Origin of the sequence: Ramlibacter sp. (genome assembly GCF_013697775.1) — a bacterium.
GTDB lineage: Bacteria > Pseudomonadota > Gammaproteobacteria > Burkholderiales > Burkholderiaceae_C > Ramlibacter.
This window is the reverse complement of the sequence record NZ_JACCWG010000435.1, coordinates 30,273-47,082: the sequence shown is the minus strand read 5'-3', so window position 1 is coordinate 47,082 and position 16,810 is coordinate 30,273. Positions and strand designations below refer to the sequence as shown.

At 67.0% G+C, this 16,810-nt stretch carries 13 protein-coding genes and 2 pseudogenes; 8 read left to right on the top strand and 7 right to left on the bottom strand.

Annotated features, from left to right (window positions below):
* The 3 genes and pseudogenes from H0U68_RS22140 to H0U68_RS22130 form a co-directional block, all read right to left on the bottom strand.
* Positions 1–215, bottom strand: a pseudogene (locus tag H0U68_RS22140) (hypothetical protein); the annotation flags it as partial.
* A gap of 161 nt (positions 216–376) precedes the next feature.
* Positions 377–1,021, bottom strand: coding sequence for an endonuclease III (nth, locus tag H0U68_RS22135; protein WP_296359062.1), 645 nt, complete (start codon positions 1,019–1,021; stop codon positions 377–379).
* Entirely contained in the window at positions 1,011–1,682 is a 672-nt protein-coding gene (locus H0U68_RS22130) for a LysR substrate-binding domain-containing protein (protein WP_296359061.1), read from the bottom strand. Before H0U68_RS22130 ends, nth begins: the two co-directional genes overlap by 11 nt.
* Positions 1,683–1,864: 182 nt before the next feature.
* Between H0U68_RS22130 and H0U68_RS22125 the strand changes: the two are divergent.
* Positions 1,865–2,530: pseudogene (locus H0U68_RS22125) on the top strand (tripartite tricarboxylate transporter substrate-binding protein); the annotation flags it as partial.
* Positions 2,531–2,564: 34 nt separating this feature from the next.
* A complete protein-coding gene (locus tag H0U68_RS22120; protein ID WP_296359060.1) occupies positions 2,565–4,175 on the top strand; it encodes a gamma-glutamyltransferase family protein in 1,611 nt (536 codons plus the stop codon).
* 448 nt (positions 4,176–4,623) lie between these two features.
* Here the strand turns inward: H0U68_RS22120 and H0U68_RS22115 are convergent, their stop codons facing one another.
* Both H0U68_RS22115 and H0U68_RS22110 read right to left on the bottom strand, forming a co-directional pair.
* On the bottom strand, positions 4,624–6,069 hold the full coding sequence (locus tag H0U68_RS22115; protein ID WP_296359059.1) for an MFS transporter: 1,446 nt from the start codon (positions 6,067–6,069) through the stop codon (positions 4,624–4,626).
* A gap of 94 nt (positions 6,070–6,163) precedes the next feature.
* A complete protein-coding gene (locus H0U68_RS22110) occupies positions 6,164–6,583 on the bottom strand; it encodes a hypothetical protein (RefSeq protein WP_296359058.1) in 420 nt (139 codons plus the stop codon).
* A 102-nt stretch (positions 6,584–6,685) separates the two neighbouring features.
* Here H0U68_RS22110 and H0U68_RS22105 point away from each other — a divergent pair, with 102 nt between their 5' ends.
* From H0U68_RS22105 to H0U68_RS22090, 4 genes are all read left to right on the top strand, one after another.
* Complete coding sequence (locus H0U68_RS22105; protein WP_296359057.1) at positions 6,686–7,612, top strand: AraC family transcriptional regulator; 927 nt, start codon at positions 6,686–6,688, stop codon at positions 7,610–7,612.
* 51 nt (positions 7,613–7,663) lie between these two features.
* Entirely contained in the window at positions 7,664–8,137 is a 474-nt protein-coding gene (locus tag H0U68_RS22100) for a GNAT family N-acetyltransferase (protein ID WP_296359056.1), read from the top strand.
* A gap of 75 nt (positions 8,138–8,212) precedes the next feature.
* Complete coding sequence (locus H0U68_RS22095) at positions 8,213–9,406, top strand: PLP-dependent aminotransferase family protein (protein ID WP_296359064.1); 1,194 nt, start codon at positions 8,213–8,215, stop codon at positions 9,404–9,406.
* 93 nt (positions 9,407–9,499) lie between these two features.
* Positions 9,500–9,679, top strand: a complete 180-nt coding sequence (locus H0U68_RS22090; RefSeq protein ID WP_296359055.1) for a hypothetical protein — start codon at positions 9,500–9,502, stop codon at positions 9,677–9,679.
* A 12-nt stretch (positions 9,680–9,691) separates the two neighbouring features.
* Here the strand turns inward: H0U68_RS22090 and H0U68_RS22085 are convergent, their stop codons facing one another.
* Together H0U68_RS22085 and H0U68_RS22080 are read right to left on the bottom strand one after the other, a co-directional pair.
* Positions 9,692–10,258 carry a hypothetical protein gene (locus tag H0U68_RS22085; protein ID WP_296359054.1) on the bottom strand — a complete coding sequence of 189 codons (567 nt, stop codon included), beginning with the start codon at positions 10,256–10,258 and terminating at the stop codon, positions 9,692–9,694.
* A 171-nt stretch (positions 10,259–10,429) separates the two neighbouring features.
* Positions 10,430–10,864 carry a helix-turn-helix domain-containing protein gene (locus tag H0U68_RS22080; RefSeq protein ID WP_296359053.1) on the bottom strand — a complete coding sequence of 145 codons (435 nt, stop codon included), beginning with the start codon at positions 10,862–10,864 and terminating at the stop codon, positions 10,430–10,432.
* Positions 10,865–10,937: 73 nt separating this feature from the next.
* On the opposite strand from H0U68_RS22080, the gene H0U68_RS22075 reads away from it, so the two are divergent.
* Both H0U68_RS22075 and H0U68_RS22070 read left to right on the top strand, forming a co-directional pair.
* Positions 10,938–11,789 carry a class I SAM-dependent methyltransferase gene (locus tag H0U68_RS22075; RefSeq protein ID WP_296359052.1) on the top strand — a complete coding sequence of 284 codons (852 nt, stop codon included), beginning with the start codon at positions 10,938–10,940 and terminating at the stop codon, positions 11,787–11,789.
* 138 nt (positions 11,790–11,927) lie between these two features.
* Entirely contained in the window at positions 11,928–16,664 is a 4,737-nt protein-coding gene (locus H0U68_RS22070) for a DUF3320 domain-containing protein (RefSeq protein ID WP_296359051.1), read from the top strand.
* The last annotated feature ends 146 nt before the right edge of the window (positions 16,665–16,810 follow it).

Sequence of the window (16,810 nt, the reverse complement as noted above, 5' to 3'; positions counted from 1 at the left end):
GTGGTGGTGCTCGTGCCGGTGCCGGCGGTGGTGCCCGTGTCCGTGCCGGCACGGGGCGCGGTGCGGGTGCCGGTGCCGGTGCGCGGGGACGCGCTGCCCGAGGCCGTCGACGACGGCGTGGTGCTGCCCGCGGTGGTCCCGGTGGTGCCGGTCGTCTGCGCGGACACGCCGGCTGCGAGAAACGCCGACAGCAGCGTCATGAGGAGCTTGTTCATGCTTGGGATCCTTGTCTCTTGGAAAGTGGAAAGCAACGCCTTCAGAAGTCGTTGAGGCCACCTTGCAATGATTTCCGCACGTGCCGCGTCGGAGAGCACCTACGTGCTGCGTGGGCGGCAGGACTTCGCGCGGTAGGACGCGGCGATGCACCGCGCATGCCTCAGCCGGGCGGCGTCGGCGTCTTGGGCTGGTAATCGCAGTACTGCACGACGGCGCACTGCCAGCATTTCGGCGTGCGCGCCACGCAGACGTAGCGGCCGTGCAGGATGAGCCAGTGGTGCGCGTCCACCATGAACTCCCGGGGGATGCGGCGCAGCAGCACCTGCTCGACTTCCAGCGGATTGCGCCCCGGCGCCAGGCCGGTGCGGTTGCCCACGCGGAAGATGTGCGTGTCCACCGCCATGGTCTCTTCGCCGAAAGCCACGTTGAGCACCACGTTGGCGGTCTTGCGGCCCACGCCGGGCAGGGCTTGCAGTTCCTCGCGGCTGCGCGGCACCTCGCCGCCGTGCCGCTCCACCAGCATGCGGCAGGTTTCCATCAGGTGCTTGGCCTTCATGCGGTACAGGCCGATGGTCTTGATGTAGCTCTCCAGCCCGTCGCGCCCCAGCGCCAGGATGGCCTCGGGCGTGTTCGCCACCGGAAACAGCCTGCGCGTCGCCTTGTTCACGCCCACGTCGGTGGCCTGCGCCGACAGCAGCACGGCCGCCAGCAGCTCGAACACCGTGCTGAACTCCAGCTCGGTGGCCGGCATCGGGTTGGCCGCGCGCAGCGTGGCGAAAAACGGGGCGACGTCCTCATCCTTCATGGCCGGCGAGTGTAAGGGCCTGGACCAGCGCGCCCACCACCGGCGCGTTGGCGCCGTCGCGCCGCTGCACCAGCGCGATGCGGCGCTCCTCGGTGTTGGGGATCTCCAGCACGCGCAGCCGCGCGTCGGCGCTCCAGCGGCTCTCGCGCAGCTGCGGCAGCACCGTCACGCCCAGGCCCGAGCGCACCAGCTCGACGATGCTCTCGATGGCGTTGAGCTCCAGGAACTCCTGCGGCGCGGCGCGCAGTTTGCGCAGCGCCCGCTCCACCAGCTGGCCGGTGTGCTGCGTGTGGTCGAAGCGGATGAACGGGTGGCGCTGCAGCAGCGTGCGCAGCGGCGCCTCCTCGGCCTTGCGCGGCGCGACCAGCACCATCGGCTCGCCGTACAGCGCGGTCCAGCCGAGGTCCGGATGGTGCGGCCCCGGCTCGCGCACGGCGATGGCGGCGTCCAGCTCGCCGCCGGCCACGCGCGCCACCAGCTCCATCGACTTGGCCGCCGACACGTGCAGTTCCAGCAGCGGGTGCCTGCGCTTGAGCGCCAGCGTGGCCTGGATCAGCGGGCGCACCGCCGACACCACCGCGCCCAGGTGCACCGTGCCCGACATGATGCCGGCGGCGGGCGCCTGCAGCGTCTGCTCGTAGGTGGCGACCAGCTTGCGCACGCCCGGCACCAGCGCGCGTCCCGTGCTGCTGAGCGTGACCGACTTGCCCTGGCGCTCGAACAGCGGCCGGCGCAGCTCGGCCTCCAGCCTTTAGCGTGGCTAAACGAATATTTGCTTTGGCTTTTCCATGTCGGTTTCGATAATGGGTGCCATGAACAGACGCGTGCTCACCGCCCTGGCCCTGGCCGGCCAAGCCGGTGCGCTGGATCGTGCCGTTCCCCGCGGGCGGCGCCACCGACATCTTCGCGCGCGCGATCTCGCAGCGCCTGTCGGAGCGGCTGGGGCAGGCGGTGGTGGCGGAGAACCGGCCCGGCGCGGGCGGCACCATCGGCTCGGACGTCGTTGCCAAGGCAGCCCCCGACGGCTACACGCTGCTGCTGGCTACCAGCAGCACGCACAGCATCGGCCCGAGCTTCGGCAACAAGCTGCCCTACGACGCGGTGGCCGACTTCACGCCGGTCGCCCATGTGGGCAACGCGCCCAGCATCATGCTGGTGCCCAACAGCGCGCCCGCCAAAACCGTGAAGGAATGGATCGATTACGCGCGCAAGAACCCCGGCAAGCTGAACTACGCCAGCAGCGGCAACGCCACCATCGTGCACCTCACGGCCGAAGCGTTCAAGTCGTAGTCCGGCCTGTACGGCCCCAAGGGCCTGCCGGCCGACGTCGTGATGCGGCTCAACACGGCGCTGAACCAGGCGCTGCAGGAGCAGGCCGTGAAGGACCGGCTGGCGCGCCTGGGCATCGAGCCGGTGGGCGGCACGCCGCAGCAGTTCGCTGGCATGGCCGAAGCCGACCGCGCCAAGTGGAAGAAGATCATCACCGAGCGCAAGCTCACCGCAGATTGAATCGCTGCCCGGGCGCCGGCCGCAGGAACGGAACATGACTTTCAACTACCAGAACCCCTATCCGACCACGCGCCTGCCGGTGTTCGCGCGCAATGTGGTGTCCACCTCGCACCCGCTGGGCGCACAGGCCGGCCTGCGCATGCTGTGGAAGGGCGGCAACGCGGTCGATGCGGCCATCGCCGCCGCGGCCGTCATGACCCTGTGCGAGCCGGTCAGCAACGGCCTGGGCAGCGACGCCTTCGCGATCCTGTGGGACGGCAAGGAACTGCACGGCCTGAACGCGTCCGGCCAGGCACCGGCGGCCTGGACGCCCGACTACTTCCGCGGCAAGTACGGCGCCGACGTGCGCAAGCCGCCCAAGCGGGGCCTGGACTCCGTCACCGTGCCGGGCGCGGTGGCGGGCTGGGCGGCGCTGTCGGAGCGCTTCGGCAAGCTGCCTTTCGCCGACCTGATGGAGCCGGCCATCGACATCGCCGAGCGCGGCTACATGCTGCCGCCGGTGGTGCAGCAGAAGTGGGCCGCGGCCACGCCGGAGCTGGGCTCCATGCCCGGCTTCGCGCAGAGCTTTTTGCCCTGGGGCCGCGCGCCGCGCGCGGGCGAGCTGTTCCAGTTCAAGGCGGCGGCGCGCGCGCTGCGGCTGGTCGCGCAGACGAAGGGCGAGGCCTACTACCGCGGCGAGATCGCGCAGGCCATCGCGCGTTTTGCTGGCGAGCACGGCGGCGCCATCACGGCGGCAGACCTCGCGGCCTACAAGCCGGAGTGGGTGGCACCCATCGCCAAGAACTACCGCGGCCACACGCTGCACGAGATCCCGCCCAACGGACAGGGCATCGCCGCGCTCATCGCCATCGGCATCCTGGACAAGTTCGACGTGGCCGGCATGCCGGTGGACGGCGCCGATTCGCAGCACCTGCAGATCGAGGCCATGAAGCTGGCCTTCGCCGACATCTACAAGTACGTGGCCGAACCCTCGGCGATGGAGGTCACGCCCGAACAGATGCTGGACGACGCCTACCTGGCCAGCCGCGCGAAGCTGATCGACATGAAGCGCGCGCAGGACTTCGGCGCCGGCAACGTGGCCAAGGGCGGCACCATCTACCTGACCGCGGCGGACGAGAACGGCATGATGGTGAGCTTCATCCAGAGCAACTACATGGGCTTCGGCTCGGGCTGCGTGGAGCCGCAGTACGGCGTCAGCCTGCAGAACCGCGGCCACGGCTTCAGCGTGTCGCCCGGGCCGAACCAGGTGGCGCCCGGCAAGCGGCCGTTCCACACCATCATCCCGGCCTTCCTCACCAAGAATGGCCAGCCGGTCATGAGCTACGGCGTGATGGGCGCCAACATGCAGCCGCAGGGCCACATGCAGACGCTGGTGCGCATGCTGGATTACGGCCAGAGCCCGCAGGCCGCGTGCGACGCGCCGCGCTGGCGCTTCAACCAGGGCCTGGAGATCAACGTGGAAGCGCAGATGGACCCGGCTACCGTGCAGGAGCTGGCCAACCGCGGCCACCACATGGAAGTCATCAACGACAGCTACCAGGACTTCGGCGCGGGGCAGTTCATCTGGCGGCTGGGGGATCCGAAGGTGGAAGGGTATGTGGCGGCCAGCGATTCGCGAAGGGACGGGCTGGCGGCGGGGTTTTGACGCTTTGGCTTGGGTGGCATCGGGCAGTGGCCGGGGTACCCGGGCTCCGGGATCACGCTCGCGGGCGACTGCCCCGGCATGCTGCCGGCCCGTCGTCAACACCGCGGTGCCGTGCAGCCTCTGTAGCGGCCGCGAATGGACCCTGCGCCCGGGTACCCCAACCACTGCCCTCCACGTTGCACCGGAGCGTTCCGCCCGGGACCGGACTTCCTCTCTCTCCCCCCAGGGGGAGAGGGCCGGGGTGAGGGGGCGTTCGAAAGTGAAAGCGACACGTGCGGCCGGCGGTCGGGGTGGGCCAGGCGCAGGGTCCATTCGCGGTCGCCACAGAGGCAGCACGGCACAGCGGTGTTGACGACGTGATCTGTGCGTACCAAGGCAGACGCCCGCGAGCGTGATCCCGGAGCCTGGCCCACCCCGACCGCCGGTCGCTGCCACCCAAGCAACGCAATCACGCCCCCACGCGCACCAGCCGCCGATACAGCAGTGCCACCCCCAGCGCCGACACCGTCAGGTACACAAGCGACGCCGCGAACGCATCGGCATACGCAGCCGGTGTTACCGCCCCGTGCAGCTGCCCGTAGAACAGCAGGCCGATCAGCGCCACACCCAGCGCGTTGCCGGTCTGCTGCACCATGGCCAGCACGCCCGATGCCACGCCCGCGTGCTGCGGCGGCAGGCCGGCGAGAACGGCCGAGACCAGCGGCGCCATCACCACGCCCAGGCCCAGGCCCTGCACGAACAGGATCGGCACCATCAATGCCAGCATGTGCTGGCCACCCCACAGCACGTTGCCAAGCTGCAGCACGTGGCCGGCGGCCAGCAGCAGCGCGCCGCGCGCGATGGGCGCGCCGCCGAAGCGTTTGGCCAGCCGCGCCGAGCCCATCGACGCCAGGAAAAAGCCCACGGCCATGGCCGTGAACACCAGGCCCGAATGCATCGGCGCGATGTGCAGGCCTTGCTGCAGATAGAGCGCCAGCACGAGATACAGCGACGCGTTGCCCACGTAGAACGCCAGCGTGGCCAGCAGCCCCCGCACGAAACGCCGGTGCGCGAGCAGCGCGGGCGCCACCAGCGGCGCGCCGCCGCGCGCGGCCAGCCACCGCTGGTACCAGGCGAACAGCGCCAGCAGGGGCAGCGCGGCCACCAGCATCGCGATGCTCCACACGGGCCAGCCTTGCTGCCGGCCTTCCACCAGCGGCAGCACCACGGCCACCGAACCGGCCGCGGCGAGCAGCATGCCCACCAAGTCGAGCCGGCTCGCGCCGGTGTTGGCCAGCGGTGGAATGAAGCGCGGCGCCAGCAGCAGGCCGGCGACGCCGATGGGAATGTTGATGAGAAAGCAGCTGCGCCAGCCGAGGTGCGCGATGTCCAGGTGGATCAGCACGCCGCCGATGAGCTGGCCCAGCGCCGCGCCCAGGCCCAGCGCGAGCCCGTAGGCACCGAAGGCTTTGGCGCGCGACTCGCCGGTGTAGACCAGCGCGATCATCGCCAGCACTTGCGGCTGCAGCACCGCGCCGGCCATGCCCTGCAGCACGCGCGCCGCCACCAGGACGTCGCCATTGGGCGCCAGGCCGCAGGCCAGCGACGCCAGCGTGAACAGCAGCAGCCCCAGCATGAACATGCGGCGCCGCCCGAAGATGTCGCCCAGGCGCCCGCCGGTGATGAGGCCGGCGGCATTGGCCAGGCCGTAGCCGGCCACCACCATCTGCACGGTGCCCGTGCTCGCGCGCAGGTCGGCCTGCAGCGCGGGCAGGGCGACGTTCACGATGAAGAAATCCAGCACCACCATGAAAGTGCCGGACAGCATGACCAGCAGCGCCAGGCGGCCGGGCTGCTGCTGCGTGGCGTGCGCCGGTGCGCCAGCGAGGGAAGCGGATGCGATTGGGTTGCTCATGGCGGATCCAAAAAGCGAGAGTGCGAGCGGTGCCCCCGCAGTGTGGCCGCGCCACCTGCGGCCGGACAATGACGTGGGAGGTAAGGGCCCTGCTTCAGGCCTGCGGTGTCGGCAGCACGAACTGGTAGTCGGCGGCGATGCGCCCATCGGGCGCCAGGTGCGCGAACACCAGGCCGTAGGCTTCCAGCGCGGGCGAGGGCGGGCACATCATGTCCCAGTGCAGCAGCACGGCGCCCTGCAGCTGCTGCGGCTGGCCGCTCAGGCGAAAGCGGAAGCCCTTGTCGCGCACGTTCTTCTCGTGCGAAGACGCCACGCGCTGCACCAGTTCCTCATACCCGCGGGCCTGCAGCGTGCGCACCGAGTGGCAGCCCTCGGGCACCCAGACGGATTCGACGGCCCGGCGGCGCTCGGCGGCATCGGCGATGTTCCACATCTCGATGTAGCGCCCGGCGAGGGCGGCGAGTGCTTCCGGGGACAGCATCGGGACCGGGGTGGTTGCGGCAATTGGGTTCATGCGTGTATCTTTGCCCCGGCAGCCCGGACGGTGAATGCGCAATGCACCATGATTCCTGTCCGTTCGTCCAATCCCACCGTCCGATCCACCGAACAGCCATCCATGGACCCGCTCGACGACATCTTCGCCGCCATGCGCGTGCAAAGCGCCCTCTACGCCCGCCTGGAGGCGCGCGCGCCCTGGGGCCTGAGCCTCAACGGCGGCACCTCCGCGCGCTTCGGCCTGGTGGTGCGCGGCAGCTGCCTGCTGGAGGTGGAGGGCTTCGACGACCCGGTGCCGCTGGCCGCCGGCGACTGCTTCGTGCTGGCGCACGGCAGCGCGCACGTGCTGCGCGACCACCCGCTCACGCCCACGGTGAGCTGCGCCTCCGCCGTGCGCGACCGCATCGGCGGCACGGTGGAATTGGGCGGCAGCGGCACGGCGGCCACCGTGCTGTGCGGCTGGTTCCTGTTCGACCGCACGGCCGCAACGCCGCTGCTGGACCTGCTGCCCACGCTGCTGCACGTGCGCATGGACCAGGCCCGCGCGCACGCCCTTCAGGGCACGCTGCAGCTGCTGGCCATGGAAACCGGCGAGCCGGGGCTGGGCTCGGGCCTGGTGGTGAGCCGGCTGGCCGACATCCTCTTTGTGCAGGCGGTGCGCGCACACGTGGCCTCGGCGGGCGAGGAGGAATCGGGCTGGCTGGGCGCGCTGGCCGACGCGCGCATCGGCCCGGCGCTGCGCGCCATGCACAAGGACATGGCGCGGCCGTGGACGGTGGACACGCTGGCGTCCGCGGCGCTGCTTTCGCGGTCGGCCTTCGCGCTGCGCTTTCGCCAGCGCGTGGGCCAGAGCCCGCTGGAGTACCTGACGCGCTGGCGCATGTTCAAGGCGGCGAACCTCCTGCGGCAGGACGGCCTGTCGCTCGGGCAGGTGGCCTCGCAAGTCGGCTATGAATCCGAAGCCGCCTTCAGCAAGGCCTTCAAGCGCGAACGCGGCATGGGCCCGGGCGCCTGGCGGCGCGGCAGCGGCGCCACCGCCACGCAGTGAGCCGCGCGGGGCCGCGCCGATAATGGCGCGAAGCTCCCGAGAGGCCGCACCATGCCATCCGATCCGTCGTCGCCCGTCGTCATCCGCTTCGTCCAGCCGGACGACTATGCGCAGTGGAAAGTCCTTTGGGACGGCTACAACGCCTTCTACGAGCGCGATGGCGCCACTGCCTTGCCGGAGGACGTGACGCGCGTTACCTGGGCGCGCTTTCTCGATGCCGAACAACCGATGCACGCGCTGGTGGCCGAAGCCGATGGCCGGCTGCTTGGGCTGGCCCACTACCTGTTCCACCCCAGCACCATCGCGGTGGCGCCCAGCTGCTACCTGTCGGACCTGTTCACCGTGGAAGCGGCGCGCGGACGCGGCATCGGCCGCGAGCTGATCGAGGCGGTGTACGGCCGCGCCCAGGCCGCGCAGTGCGCGCGCGTGTACTGGCAGACGCACGAGAGCAACGGCACGGCGCAGCACCTGTACAACCAGCTGGCCGAGCGCTCGGGCTTCATCGTGTACCGCAAGACGCTTTAATCCTGCGCGGCACGGCGCCACAATGCCTGAATTCGTGCATTTCCCTTTCTTGAAGTCCAGAGAACCGCCATGTCCCTGCCGTTTGCCGATCGCCTCAACAACGTCGAAACCTCCGCCATCCGCGAGCTGTTCAAGCTGCTGGGCAAGCCCGGCATCATCAGCTTTGCCGGTGGCTTTCCGGACAGCGCGATGTTCGACGTGGCGGGCATCCAGCAGGCCGTGAACGCTGCACTGGCCGAGGAGCCGGGCGCCGCCTTGCAGTACGGCGCCACCGAAGGCCATGAGCCGCTGCGCACGCAGCTGGCGGAGTTCATGCGCCGCAAGGGCGTGGGCGACATCGAGCCGCAGCAGCTGATGGTGACCACCGGCAGCCAGCAGGCGCTGGACCTGCTGGGCAAGACCATGATCGGCCCGGGCGACAAGGTGATCGTGGAAGGCCCGACCTTCCTGGCCACCATCCAGTGCTTTCGCCTGTACGGCGCCGATCTGGTCAGCGCGCCGGTGGACGCGCACGGCGTGGACACCGACAGGCTGGAGCAGCTGGTGGCCGAGCACAAGCCCAAGCTGGTGTACCTGATCCCCAGCTTCGGCAACCCGAGCGGCGCGCTGCTCACGCGCGAGCGCCGCATGAAGGTGCTGGAGATCGCCGCCAAGTACAAGACGCTGGTGGTGGAGGACGACCCCTACGGCGAGCTGTACTTCGGCAGCGAGCCGCCGCCGCCTTCCATGCTGGCCCTGAGCAAGGACGTGCCTGGCAGCCGCGAGTGGCTGGCGTACTGCGGCAGCCTGAGCAAGGTGCTGAGCCCCGGCCTGCGCGTGGGCTGGATGATCGCGCCGCCGGAGCTGCTGGCCAAAGCGGTGATGTGCAAGCAGTTCAGCGACGCGCACACCAGCACCTTCGCGCAGGCCACCGCCGCGCAGTACCTGAAAAGCGGCCGCATGCCCGCCGCCCTGCAGACCGTGCGCACGGCGTATGCCGAGCGCGCGCTGGCGATGGGCAAGGCGCTGAAGCGGGAGCTGGGCGACGCCATCGAATTCACGCAGCCGCAAGGCGGCATGTTCTTCTGGGCGAAGCTGACCGGCGCGGGCGGCAAGGTGAAGGACGCCGCGGAGCTCGCGAAGCGGGCCATCGAGCAGGGCGTGGCGTTCGTGCCGGGCACGCCGTTCTATGCGACGGAGCCTGATCCGTCTACGCTGCGCTTGAGTTTTGCGACTGCGGATGTGGGAAAGATCGAGGAGGGGGTGGGGCGCTTGGGGCGGGCGATTTGAGGGACTGACTGCCTGGAGGTGTGGGAGCTGCTTCCACCGAAGATCGGCTGAAGGCGAGAATGGACGCCCCTGCGCACTCGGCGTCCGCGTTCCATGCCCATCGATTCCGGCAAATTGCTCGTTGTCCTTTTCGGTTTTGTGCTCGCTTTCATCAGCGCGCGCATCCTCGGAGCGCGCTGGCGTGCGCGCCGCCGCGAGCGCACCGCGCACGCAGCCCGCGCCGCCGAGACCCGCCAGGTTCGGCGGGCCAGGGAACGCCGGGAAGGCAAATGAGCCGGGCAGCCGTCAGTACGGCGGTGCGAACCCGTTGCGCCCCGTGCTGATGCGCGTGGCCGTCGCCTTCTCCCCAACCACCTGCGCCGTCACCGACACGCCGGCACCCGGCACCAGCAGTTCGCGGCTGCCGGGGCGCAGGCTCACGATGGGCGTGCCGGGCGCGACCACGACGGTCTTTTCGCCGCCGGGATAGGCCAGGGTCAGCCGGTTGCCGTCCGCGGCGGTGGCTTGGCCCGCGACCGTTGCATTGGTCATCGTGCTTTGCGGCAGGAAATCGAACGGCCGGTGGCCTTCACCGGTGCCGCGCATCGCTTCGGGAAACACCAGCACGGCGATGGCGCGCTGCGTGCCATCCGCCTGCGGCGTCGCGCCCACGCCGACGAAACTGTTGGGCGTGACCGTGTCCATGCCCACCGGAAAGATCTCGGTCACTGTCAGGTTGGGCGCCAGGGCGAGTTCCACGCGCTCGCCACTGCGTTCCTTCATCACCAGCCGGTCGGCCGCGATGCTCTCGATGGTGCCGCGCAGGCGGATGGGCGCGGCGGTGGTTTGCGCCGACGCCCAGGCAGACAGCAAGCAGGCGACGAGGGTTGCAGCAAGAAGCGTGCGGCGCGGCAAAACAAGGCGGAGATGCATGGAGTATTCCTGGCCAAAGATAGCCTGTGAAGACGCAATGGAGGGGCGGCATGATCGTACGCTTCTTCATCGTCCGCGACCCCACATGAGCCAGCGCTTTCGCCGGCGCCGTCAGCCGGTCGGAGGCTTCCTCGCACCCCTGGCGCCGCGCCCGTTCGCAGCCGCGGCAACGCCGAGGATGCGGCGGAACGTGGGGCATTCCATGTGGCTCGGCGCGGGGCACACGGCCGCATGGCGCAGGCCGTCGCGCACGGCGCTCAACTGCCGAATCGTCCGGTCCAGCTCGTCCGCCTTGGCGTCGAGCAGGGGCCGCTCGATGCGCGGCTGCCCATCGGGCCCGAACATGCGCGCGATCTCGTCCAGCGAGAAGCCGGCGGCGCGCCCGAGCGCGATCAGCGCCAGCCGCTGGAACACGCTGCCGTCGAACACCCGGCGCAGCCCGCGCCGGCCAATCGAGGCGATCAGGCCCTTCTCTTCGTAGTAGCGCAGCGTCGACGCGGGAATGCCCGCGTGCCGCGCCACGGCCGCGATGTCCAGCTCACCCACCTCTTGACCTCAAGCCGACTTGAATTGGCACAGTGCTGCTTTCGATGTTTCATCCATGCACAGGAGAATGATTATGAGCGGCACGCTTGATGACGACAGCCCGCAGGCGCGGATGTGGAACGGCCTTGCCGGGCAGGCCTGGGTGGACACGCAGGACCTGCTCGATGGTTTGTTCCAGCCGATGGAGGACCTGCTCGCGCAGGCCGTCGCCGCGCGCGCGCCGCGCAGCGTGCTCGACGTGGGCTGCGGCGCCGGCGCCACCACGCTGGCCGCCGCGCGGCTGCTCGGCGCGCAAGGGCATTGCACCGGCATCGACATTTCCGAACCGCTGATCGCTGCAGCGCGTGCGCGCGCGCTGCGCGATGGAACACCGGCAACCTTCCTCCGCGCCGATGCGCAGCGGCATGCCTTCGCGGCCGATGGCTTCGACATGGTCGTCTCGCGCTTCGGTGTGATGTTCTTCGACGATCCGGTGCAGGCCTTCGCCAACCTGCGGCACGCGGCCGCGGCCGGCGCGGACCTGCGTTGCCTTGCATGGCGCAGCCCCGAAGACAACCCGTTCATGACGGCCGCCGAGCGCGCGGCGGCGCCGTTCCTGCCGGACATGCCTGCGCGCCGCCCCGATGCGCCCGGCCAGTTCGCGTTCGCCAATGCGCGCCGCGTGCGCGGCATCCTGCAGGACAGCGGATGGAATGAGATCGACATCCGGCCGATCGACATCGCCTGCACGTTTCCGGCAAAAGACCTGGTCCGCTACGTCACCCGGCTCGGCCCGCTCGGCCAGATGCTCCATACGCTGGATGCGCAGACGCGCGCGCAAGTCACCGACACCGTGCGCGCGGCATTCGATGCCTATGTGCATGCGGAAGAGGTTCGCCTGATTGCTGCTTGCTGGGTGATTAAGGCGCGAAAAGGGCAAGCATGAGGGCGGCGTAGGCTGAAACGACGAAGTGAGGGGCAGGGCCTTAGTCAAAGGTCTTTCTAAGGTCTAGTTAGGGAAGTTACCAATCGTAAGCTCAATCTCTTGGCTAAAGATGCCGCGTTGGACTCTTAGGGGATGGGGATGGTCACGATTGCGCAAAAACTGGAGCAAAGCAGGCTATCGCTTCTCGATCTCTCGACGCGCAATAGGCTCCTCAGCATCCCCAAGCGAGCGTCGAGCAAGCTCATCAATATCTATGACGAGAAGACGCAGTACGTTTACGAAGCGCTCGTCAAAACAGAAAAATCCATGACATTCCTGCCCGGCCGCGAGATCGAAGGCGAGAAGTCGAATGAAAAAACCGGCGACGACGAAGCCGGAGTGCTGTTGTCGCAGCCCGATGACGATGACGAACAGCTGGGTGGCACCGCAACGAGGCACCGCGATCTCAAGCTTCAGACGAAGCTCGCGTCGGATACGTTGCAACACCGCTTGCTCGAGATGTTCTACGACGCGAGAACTTTCATCGAGGAGCAGGGCGTCAACATCCTTTACCTCGCCCTGGGCCAGCTGAAATGGATTGATCCAAAGGGAGTCGAGAAGGACCGCTTGGCGCCGCTGGTTCTTGTCCCGGTGATGTTGTCGCGCAAGAGTGCGGCAGACCGGTTCCACCTGTCGTGGATGCAGGAAGACGCAGCCGAAAACCTGTCGCTCGCCGCCAAGCTCAAGGCGGATTTCGGCCTGCTGCTTCCCGAGTTCCACTCTGGCGACGACTTCGAGCCGATGGGTTATATCTCCCAGGTTGCAGAAGTCGCCAAAGCACAGAAAGGGTGGGAGGTCTTTCCGGACGCGATTGCGCTCGGGTTCTTCAGCTTTGCAAAATTCCTCATGTACCGGGATCTCGATCCGGCGAACTGGCCTGTCGACAAGCGCATTGATGAACAGCCTCTGATCCGCGCCGTCATGCAGGACGGCTTCGCATCGCGTGAAGACCTGTTGGAGGAGCCGGACCGCATTGATGCGGTGGTGACGGTTGATGCGCAACGACACGTTGTCGACGCGGACAGCTCGCAGACCCTGGCCATGGAGGCGGTCCGCAACGGCGCGCATCTGGTCATCCAGGGGCCGCCCGGGACAGGCAAGTCACAGACGATCACCAACGTGATCGCCGCAGCCGTGGCGGACGGAAAGAAAGTGCTTTTCGTATCCGAGAAGATGGCGGCCCTCGAGGTGGTGTTCCGGCGGCTGAACGCGATCGGTCTGGGTGAGGCATGCCTTGAGCTGCACAGCAACCGATCGAACAAGCGACGCGTGCTGGAAGAATTGAAGGCCACCAAGGATCTTGGCAGGCCGAAGCTCGAGCTACGCGACGAGGTCGTTTCTCGGCTCGATGCCGTGCGCGTGCATCTCAATGCGCATGCTGATGCGATGCACAGGCGGCTCGAGCCGCACCGCCTAAAACCTTACGAGGTGCTCGGCATGCTCTCGTGCTTGAACGCACACGCGATCGGCGGGGTGTCCGAGTTAGTGCCAGAGGCGGCGACGTGGACGCCGGATGAGTTCGCCAAGCGTCGCCAGCTCCTGCAGGAGCTGGCAAGAAAGGCGGACGAGATCGGTGACATCGCCGGCCACTCATGGCGCGGCGTTTCGCACCGTGCCGTCCTCAAACTTGACGCCGATCGGTGGCAGGAGGAGGTTGCAATTACGCTGGAGCTGTTGCAAGCGACCGAGCTTGCATCGGCTTGCGTGGCACAAAGCCTGGGACTTCCCGAAGCACCCACGCTGCACGAACTCAAGAAGCAGCTGCGTGTGGGCGAGAAGATTGCGAATGCGCCGCACCTGGACAGAGGCGCCGTTGCGCACGCCGTGTGGTCAGCAGGATTCGGCGCCCTGACCCAGATCGTCGACAAAGGGTTGAGCTATGCGCTGAGCCGGGAAAAACTGGAGAAGGCATTCCTGGAAAGCGCATGGGACCAGGACTTCGCACTTGCACGCCGTGCCATCGCGGAGCGGGGCGACTCGCTGTTTCGGATCTTCTCAGGGGAATACCGGGCGGCGGTCAGATCATTGAAGGGCCAATTGCGCACAGCCTTGCCCAAAACCCGGAACGAGCAACTGGCGCTCCTCGATACGATCTCGGAATCCATACGGCTGCGCAAGGAAGTGGCAGCCCAGGCCGATTTCGCGCGCAGCGCTTTCGGGGCCGCGTGGCAAGGAGAGGGAAGCAACTGGTCGCACCTGCAGGCCGTGATCGAATGGATGCGGGGTTCGGACGGAAATGTGGTCCCGGAACGATTCAGGCAGCTCTACTCGCGTGTTGCCGATCCTTCTGAATGCGGATCGACCACGCGGGACTGCAGCGTGAAGCTTCAGTCGTTCGAGGTCAGTTGGAGCAAGATCGCCGCCAACTACGCGCTGAATGTTCCGGAGGCCTTCGGTGTTCCTTCATCTGAAGCGATCGCGCTGAGGGAAATTGCGTCGCGGCTGGAGCGGTGGCAAAGCGAGCCTGTTGGCCTGTTCGCGTGGACACACTATTTCAGCGTCAGGGAACAGGCAAAGGGTCTTGGGCTCACCGGCCTGGTGACGCAGATCGAAGAGGCGCGCTTGACTGTAGCCCAGCTTGTTCCCGCGTTCCTCAAGGCAAGCTACGAAACCGTGCTGCGCGATCTGTGCCGACAGATGCCGCAACTGGTCGAATTCGACGGCGGCCAGCACTCGCGGCACGTGGAGCAGTTCCGAAGCCTTGACAAAAAGCGGATCGAAATCGCGCGTGCCGAGGCCGCGCTGCGCCACTTCGAAGGCATTCCACGCGCTGCGACTGGTATCGGCCCCATGGGCGTGTTGAACGGAGAGATTGCGCGCAAACGCGGTCATATGCCGCTGCGCCGCTTGTTTCGGCATGCGGCGCCGGCGGTGCAAGCGATCAAGCCCGTCTTCATGATGAGCCCGCTCTCCGTGGCGCAGTTCCTCGAGCCGGGAGCGATCGAGTTCGACTTGCTGGTCATCGACGAGGCGAGCCAGATTGAGCCGGTGGATGCACTGGGTGCGGTCGCGCGTTGCAAGCAGATCGTCGTCGTGGGAGACGACAAGCAATTGCCGCCGACCCGATTCTTTTCGAGAATGACAAGCGACGCGGAACGTGACGACGAGGACGACGAGGCGCACATTGCGGGAACTGCGGATGTCGAGAGCATCCTGAGCCTGTGCGTCTCCAAGGGCATGCCTCAAAAGATGCTCCGGTGGCACTACCGCAGCCGCCATCAATCCCTGATCGCCGTGTCCAACCAGCAGTTCTACGAAAGCAGGCTGTTTGTCGTGCCGAGCCCCACAACTGCTGCTGGCGGACAGGGGCTGCGATTCAACTATGTCAAGGACGGTGTCTTCGACACGGGTGGGACGCGCGTCAACCGGGAAGAGGCGAAGGCCATCGCGCACGCGATTATGGAACACGCGGTGCAGTCACCCGCACTCTCGCTGGGCGTGGCATCGTTCTCGCTCCAGCAGAAGATCGCCATCCAGGACGAACTTGAAGTACTGCGGCGCAAGTTTCCGGAAACGGAATCCTTCTTCACGGCGCATCCCAACGAACCGTTCTTCATCAAGAACCTGGAAAACGTGCAGGGCGACGAGCGGGACGTCATCTTCATCTCGGTTGCCTACGCGCGAAACGCAAGCGGCTACCTCGCAATGCGATTCGGCCCCATAGGCGCTGATGGTGGAGAACGCCGGCTGAACGTCCTGATTTCCCGTGCCAAGTTGCGGTGCGAGGTGTTCTCGTCGATCACGGCCGACGACATTGACCTGGAGCGCGCGAAGGGCAAGGGAGTCGCGGCGCTCAAGGTATTTCTCAAGTACGCGGAGACAGGAAAGCTGTCGATTGCCACGAGCACCAGCAAGGAGGCAGGCTCCGCGCTGGAAACCGATCTAAAGGGTGCTGTCGAGAAAACAGGATTGACTGTCCACCAGCAAGTGGGGATTGCGGGGTTTTTCATCGATCTCGCCGTACTCGACAAGGACAATCCTGGCCGCTACCTGTTGGGGATCGAACTCGACGGTGACTCGTATCACTCTTCGCGTTCCGCGCGTGACCGAGATCGTCTTCGGCAGGCTGTCCTGGAAGATCACGGCTGGATCCTTCACAGGGTTTGGGCAAGCGACTGGTTCAGGCAACCGCAGATCGAGCTGGACAAACTGCTCGCGGCGGTAGCGGCCGCGCGCGGCGAATTGGCGGCTCGCGAGGAATTGCGTGCGAATGCCGCCACGCCGGTTATGCAGTTCGGGTTTCTCGATCGCGAAGACAACACGTCGGAGATGCAGGTGGGGTTCGGCAACCGCCCCGGCGAAACGTATTCGGAGGCGAGTTTCGACGTGCCGAAGCACAAGGAACTGCACGAAGTTCCTGCCTACCGGCTTGCCGAGTTTGTCTACAAGATCGTCCAGGAGGAAGGGCCGATCCACACAGACGAACTTGTCACTCGTTTGCGGACGCTGTGGGGGCTGCAGCGAGCCGGGAATCGCATCCGCGATGCAGTCGAGGCCAGCCTCGGTCACCTCATCCGCGACAAGAGTATCGAGAAAAGGGAATCGTTCATCGACATTCCAACCCGGAAAGTTCGTGTTCGCAATCGCGCCGCGGTGTCGTCTCCGGCGTTGAGGAAACCCGAGTACCTGTCGCCTGTTGAAATCCAGGAGGCAATTCGCTTATTGCTGAAACAGAACTTGGGAGGAGATCGCGGGGAGATCCCTCCGGCAGTCGCAAAGACGCTTGGATTCGCGGTGGTGAGCAGCCAGTTGCGCGAAACGATTGAGATGCAAATCGACCATCTTCATAAGGCTAACGACATCGAATTGTCAGCTGGTGTCTACAAGGCCAGGTAGCGGTGCGTCTGCATGAGGCGAAAGCACGAACCCGCACTCTCCGCAGCAAGAAAAGAGTGACGCCAGGTTACTTCTCCCCACTTTGGCAGCTGTCTCAAACTGAGACGCGCACGCGATTGACAGCGCAAAGTCCATCGCTTAACTTT

What these genes read in the sequence shown, in the direction of transcription:
- H0U68_RS22090 (WP_296359055.1), top strand. Translation starts at nt 9,500, where the DNA reads ATGCCCATCGATTCCGGCAAATTGCTCGTTGTCCTTTTCGGTTTTGTG.
- H0U68_RS22115 (WP_296359059.1), bottom strand. Translation starts at nt 6,069, where the DNA reads ATGAGCAACCCAATCGCATCCGCTTCCCTCGCTGGCGCACCGGCGCAC.
- H0U68_RS22075 (WP_296359052.1), top strand. Translation starts at nt 10,938, where the DNA reads ATGAGCGGCACGCTTGATGACGACAGCCCGCAGGCGCGGATGTGGAAC.
- H0U68_RS22070 (WP_296359051.1), top strand. Translation starts at nt 11,928, where the DNA reads ATGGTCACGATTGCGCAAAAACTGGAGCAAAGCAGGCTATCGCTTCTC.
- H0U68_RS22110 (WP_296359058.1), bottom strand. Translation starts at nt 6,583, where the DNA reads ATGAACCCAATTGCCGCAACCACCCCGGTCCCGATGCTGTCCCCGGAA.
- H0U68_RS22100 (WP_296359056.1), top strand. Translation starts at nt 7,664, where the DNA reads ATGCCATCCGATCCGTCGTCGCCCGTCGTCATCCGCTTCGTCCAGCCG.
- H0U68_RS22120 (WP_296359060.1), top strand. Translation starts at nt 2,565, where the DNA reads ATGACTTTCAACTACCAGAACCCCTATCCGACCACGCGCCTGCCGGTG.
- nth (WP_296359062.1), bottom strand. Translation starts at nt 1,021, where the DNA reads ATGAAGGATGAGGACGTCGCCCCGTTTTTCGCCACGCTGCGCGCGGCC.
- H0U68_RS22105 (WP_296359057.1), top strand. Translation starts at nt 6,686, where the DNA reads ATGGACCCGCTCGACGACATCTTCGCCGCCATGCGCGTGCAAAGCGCC.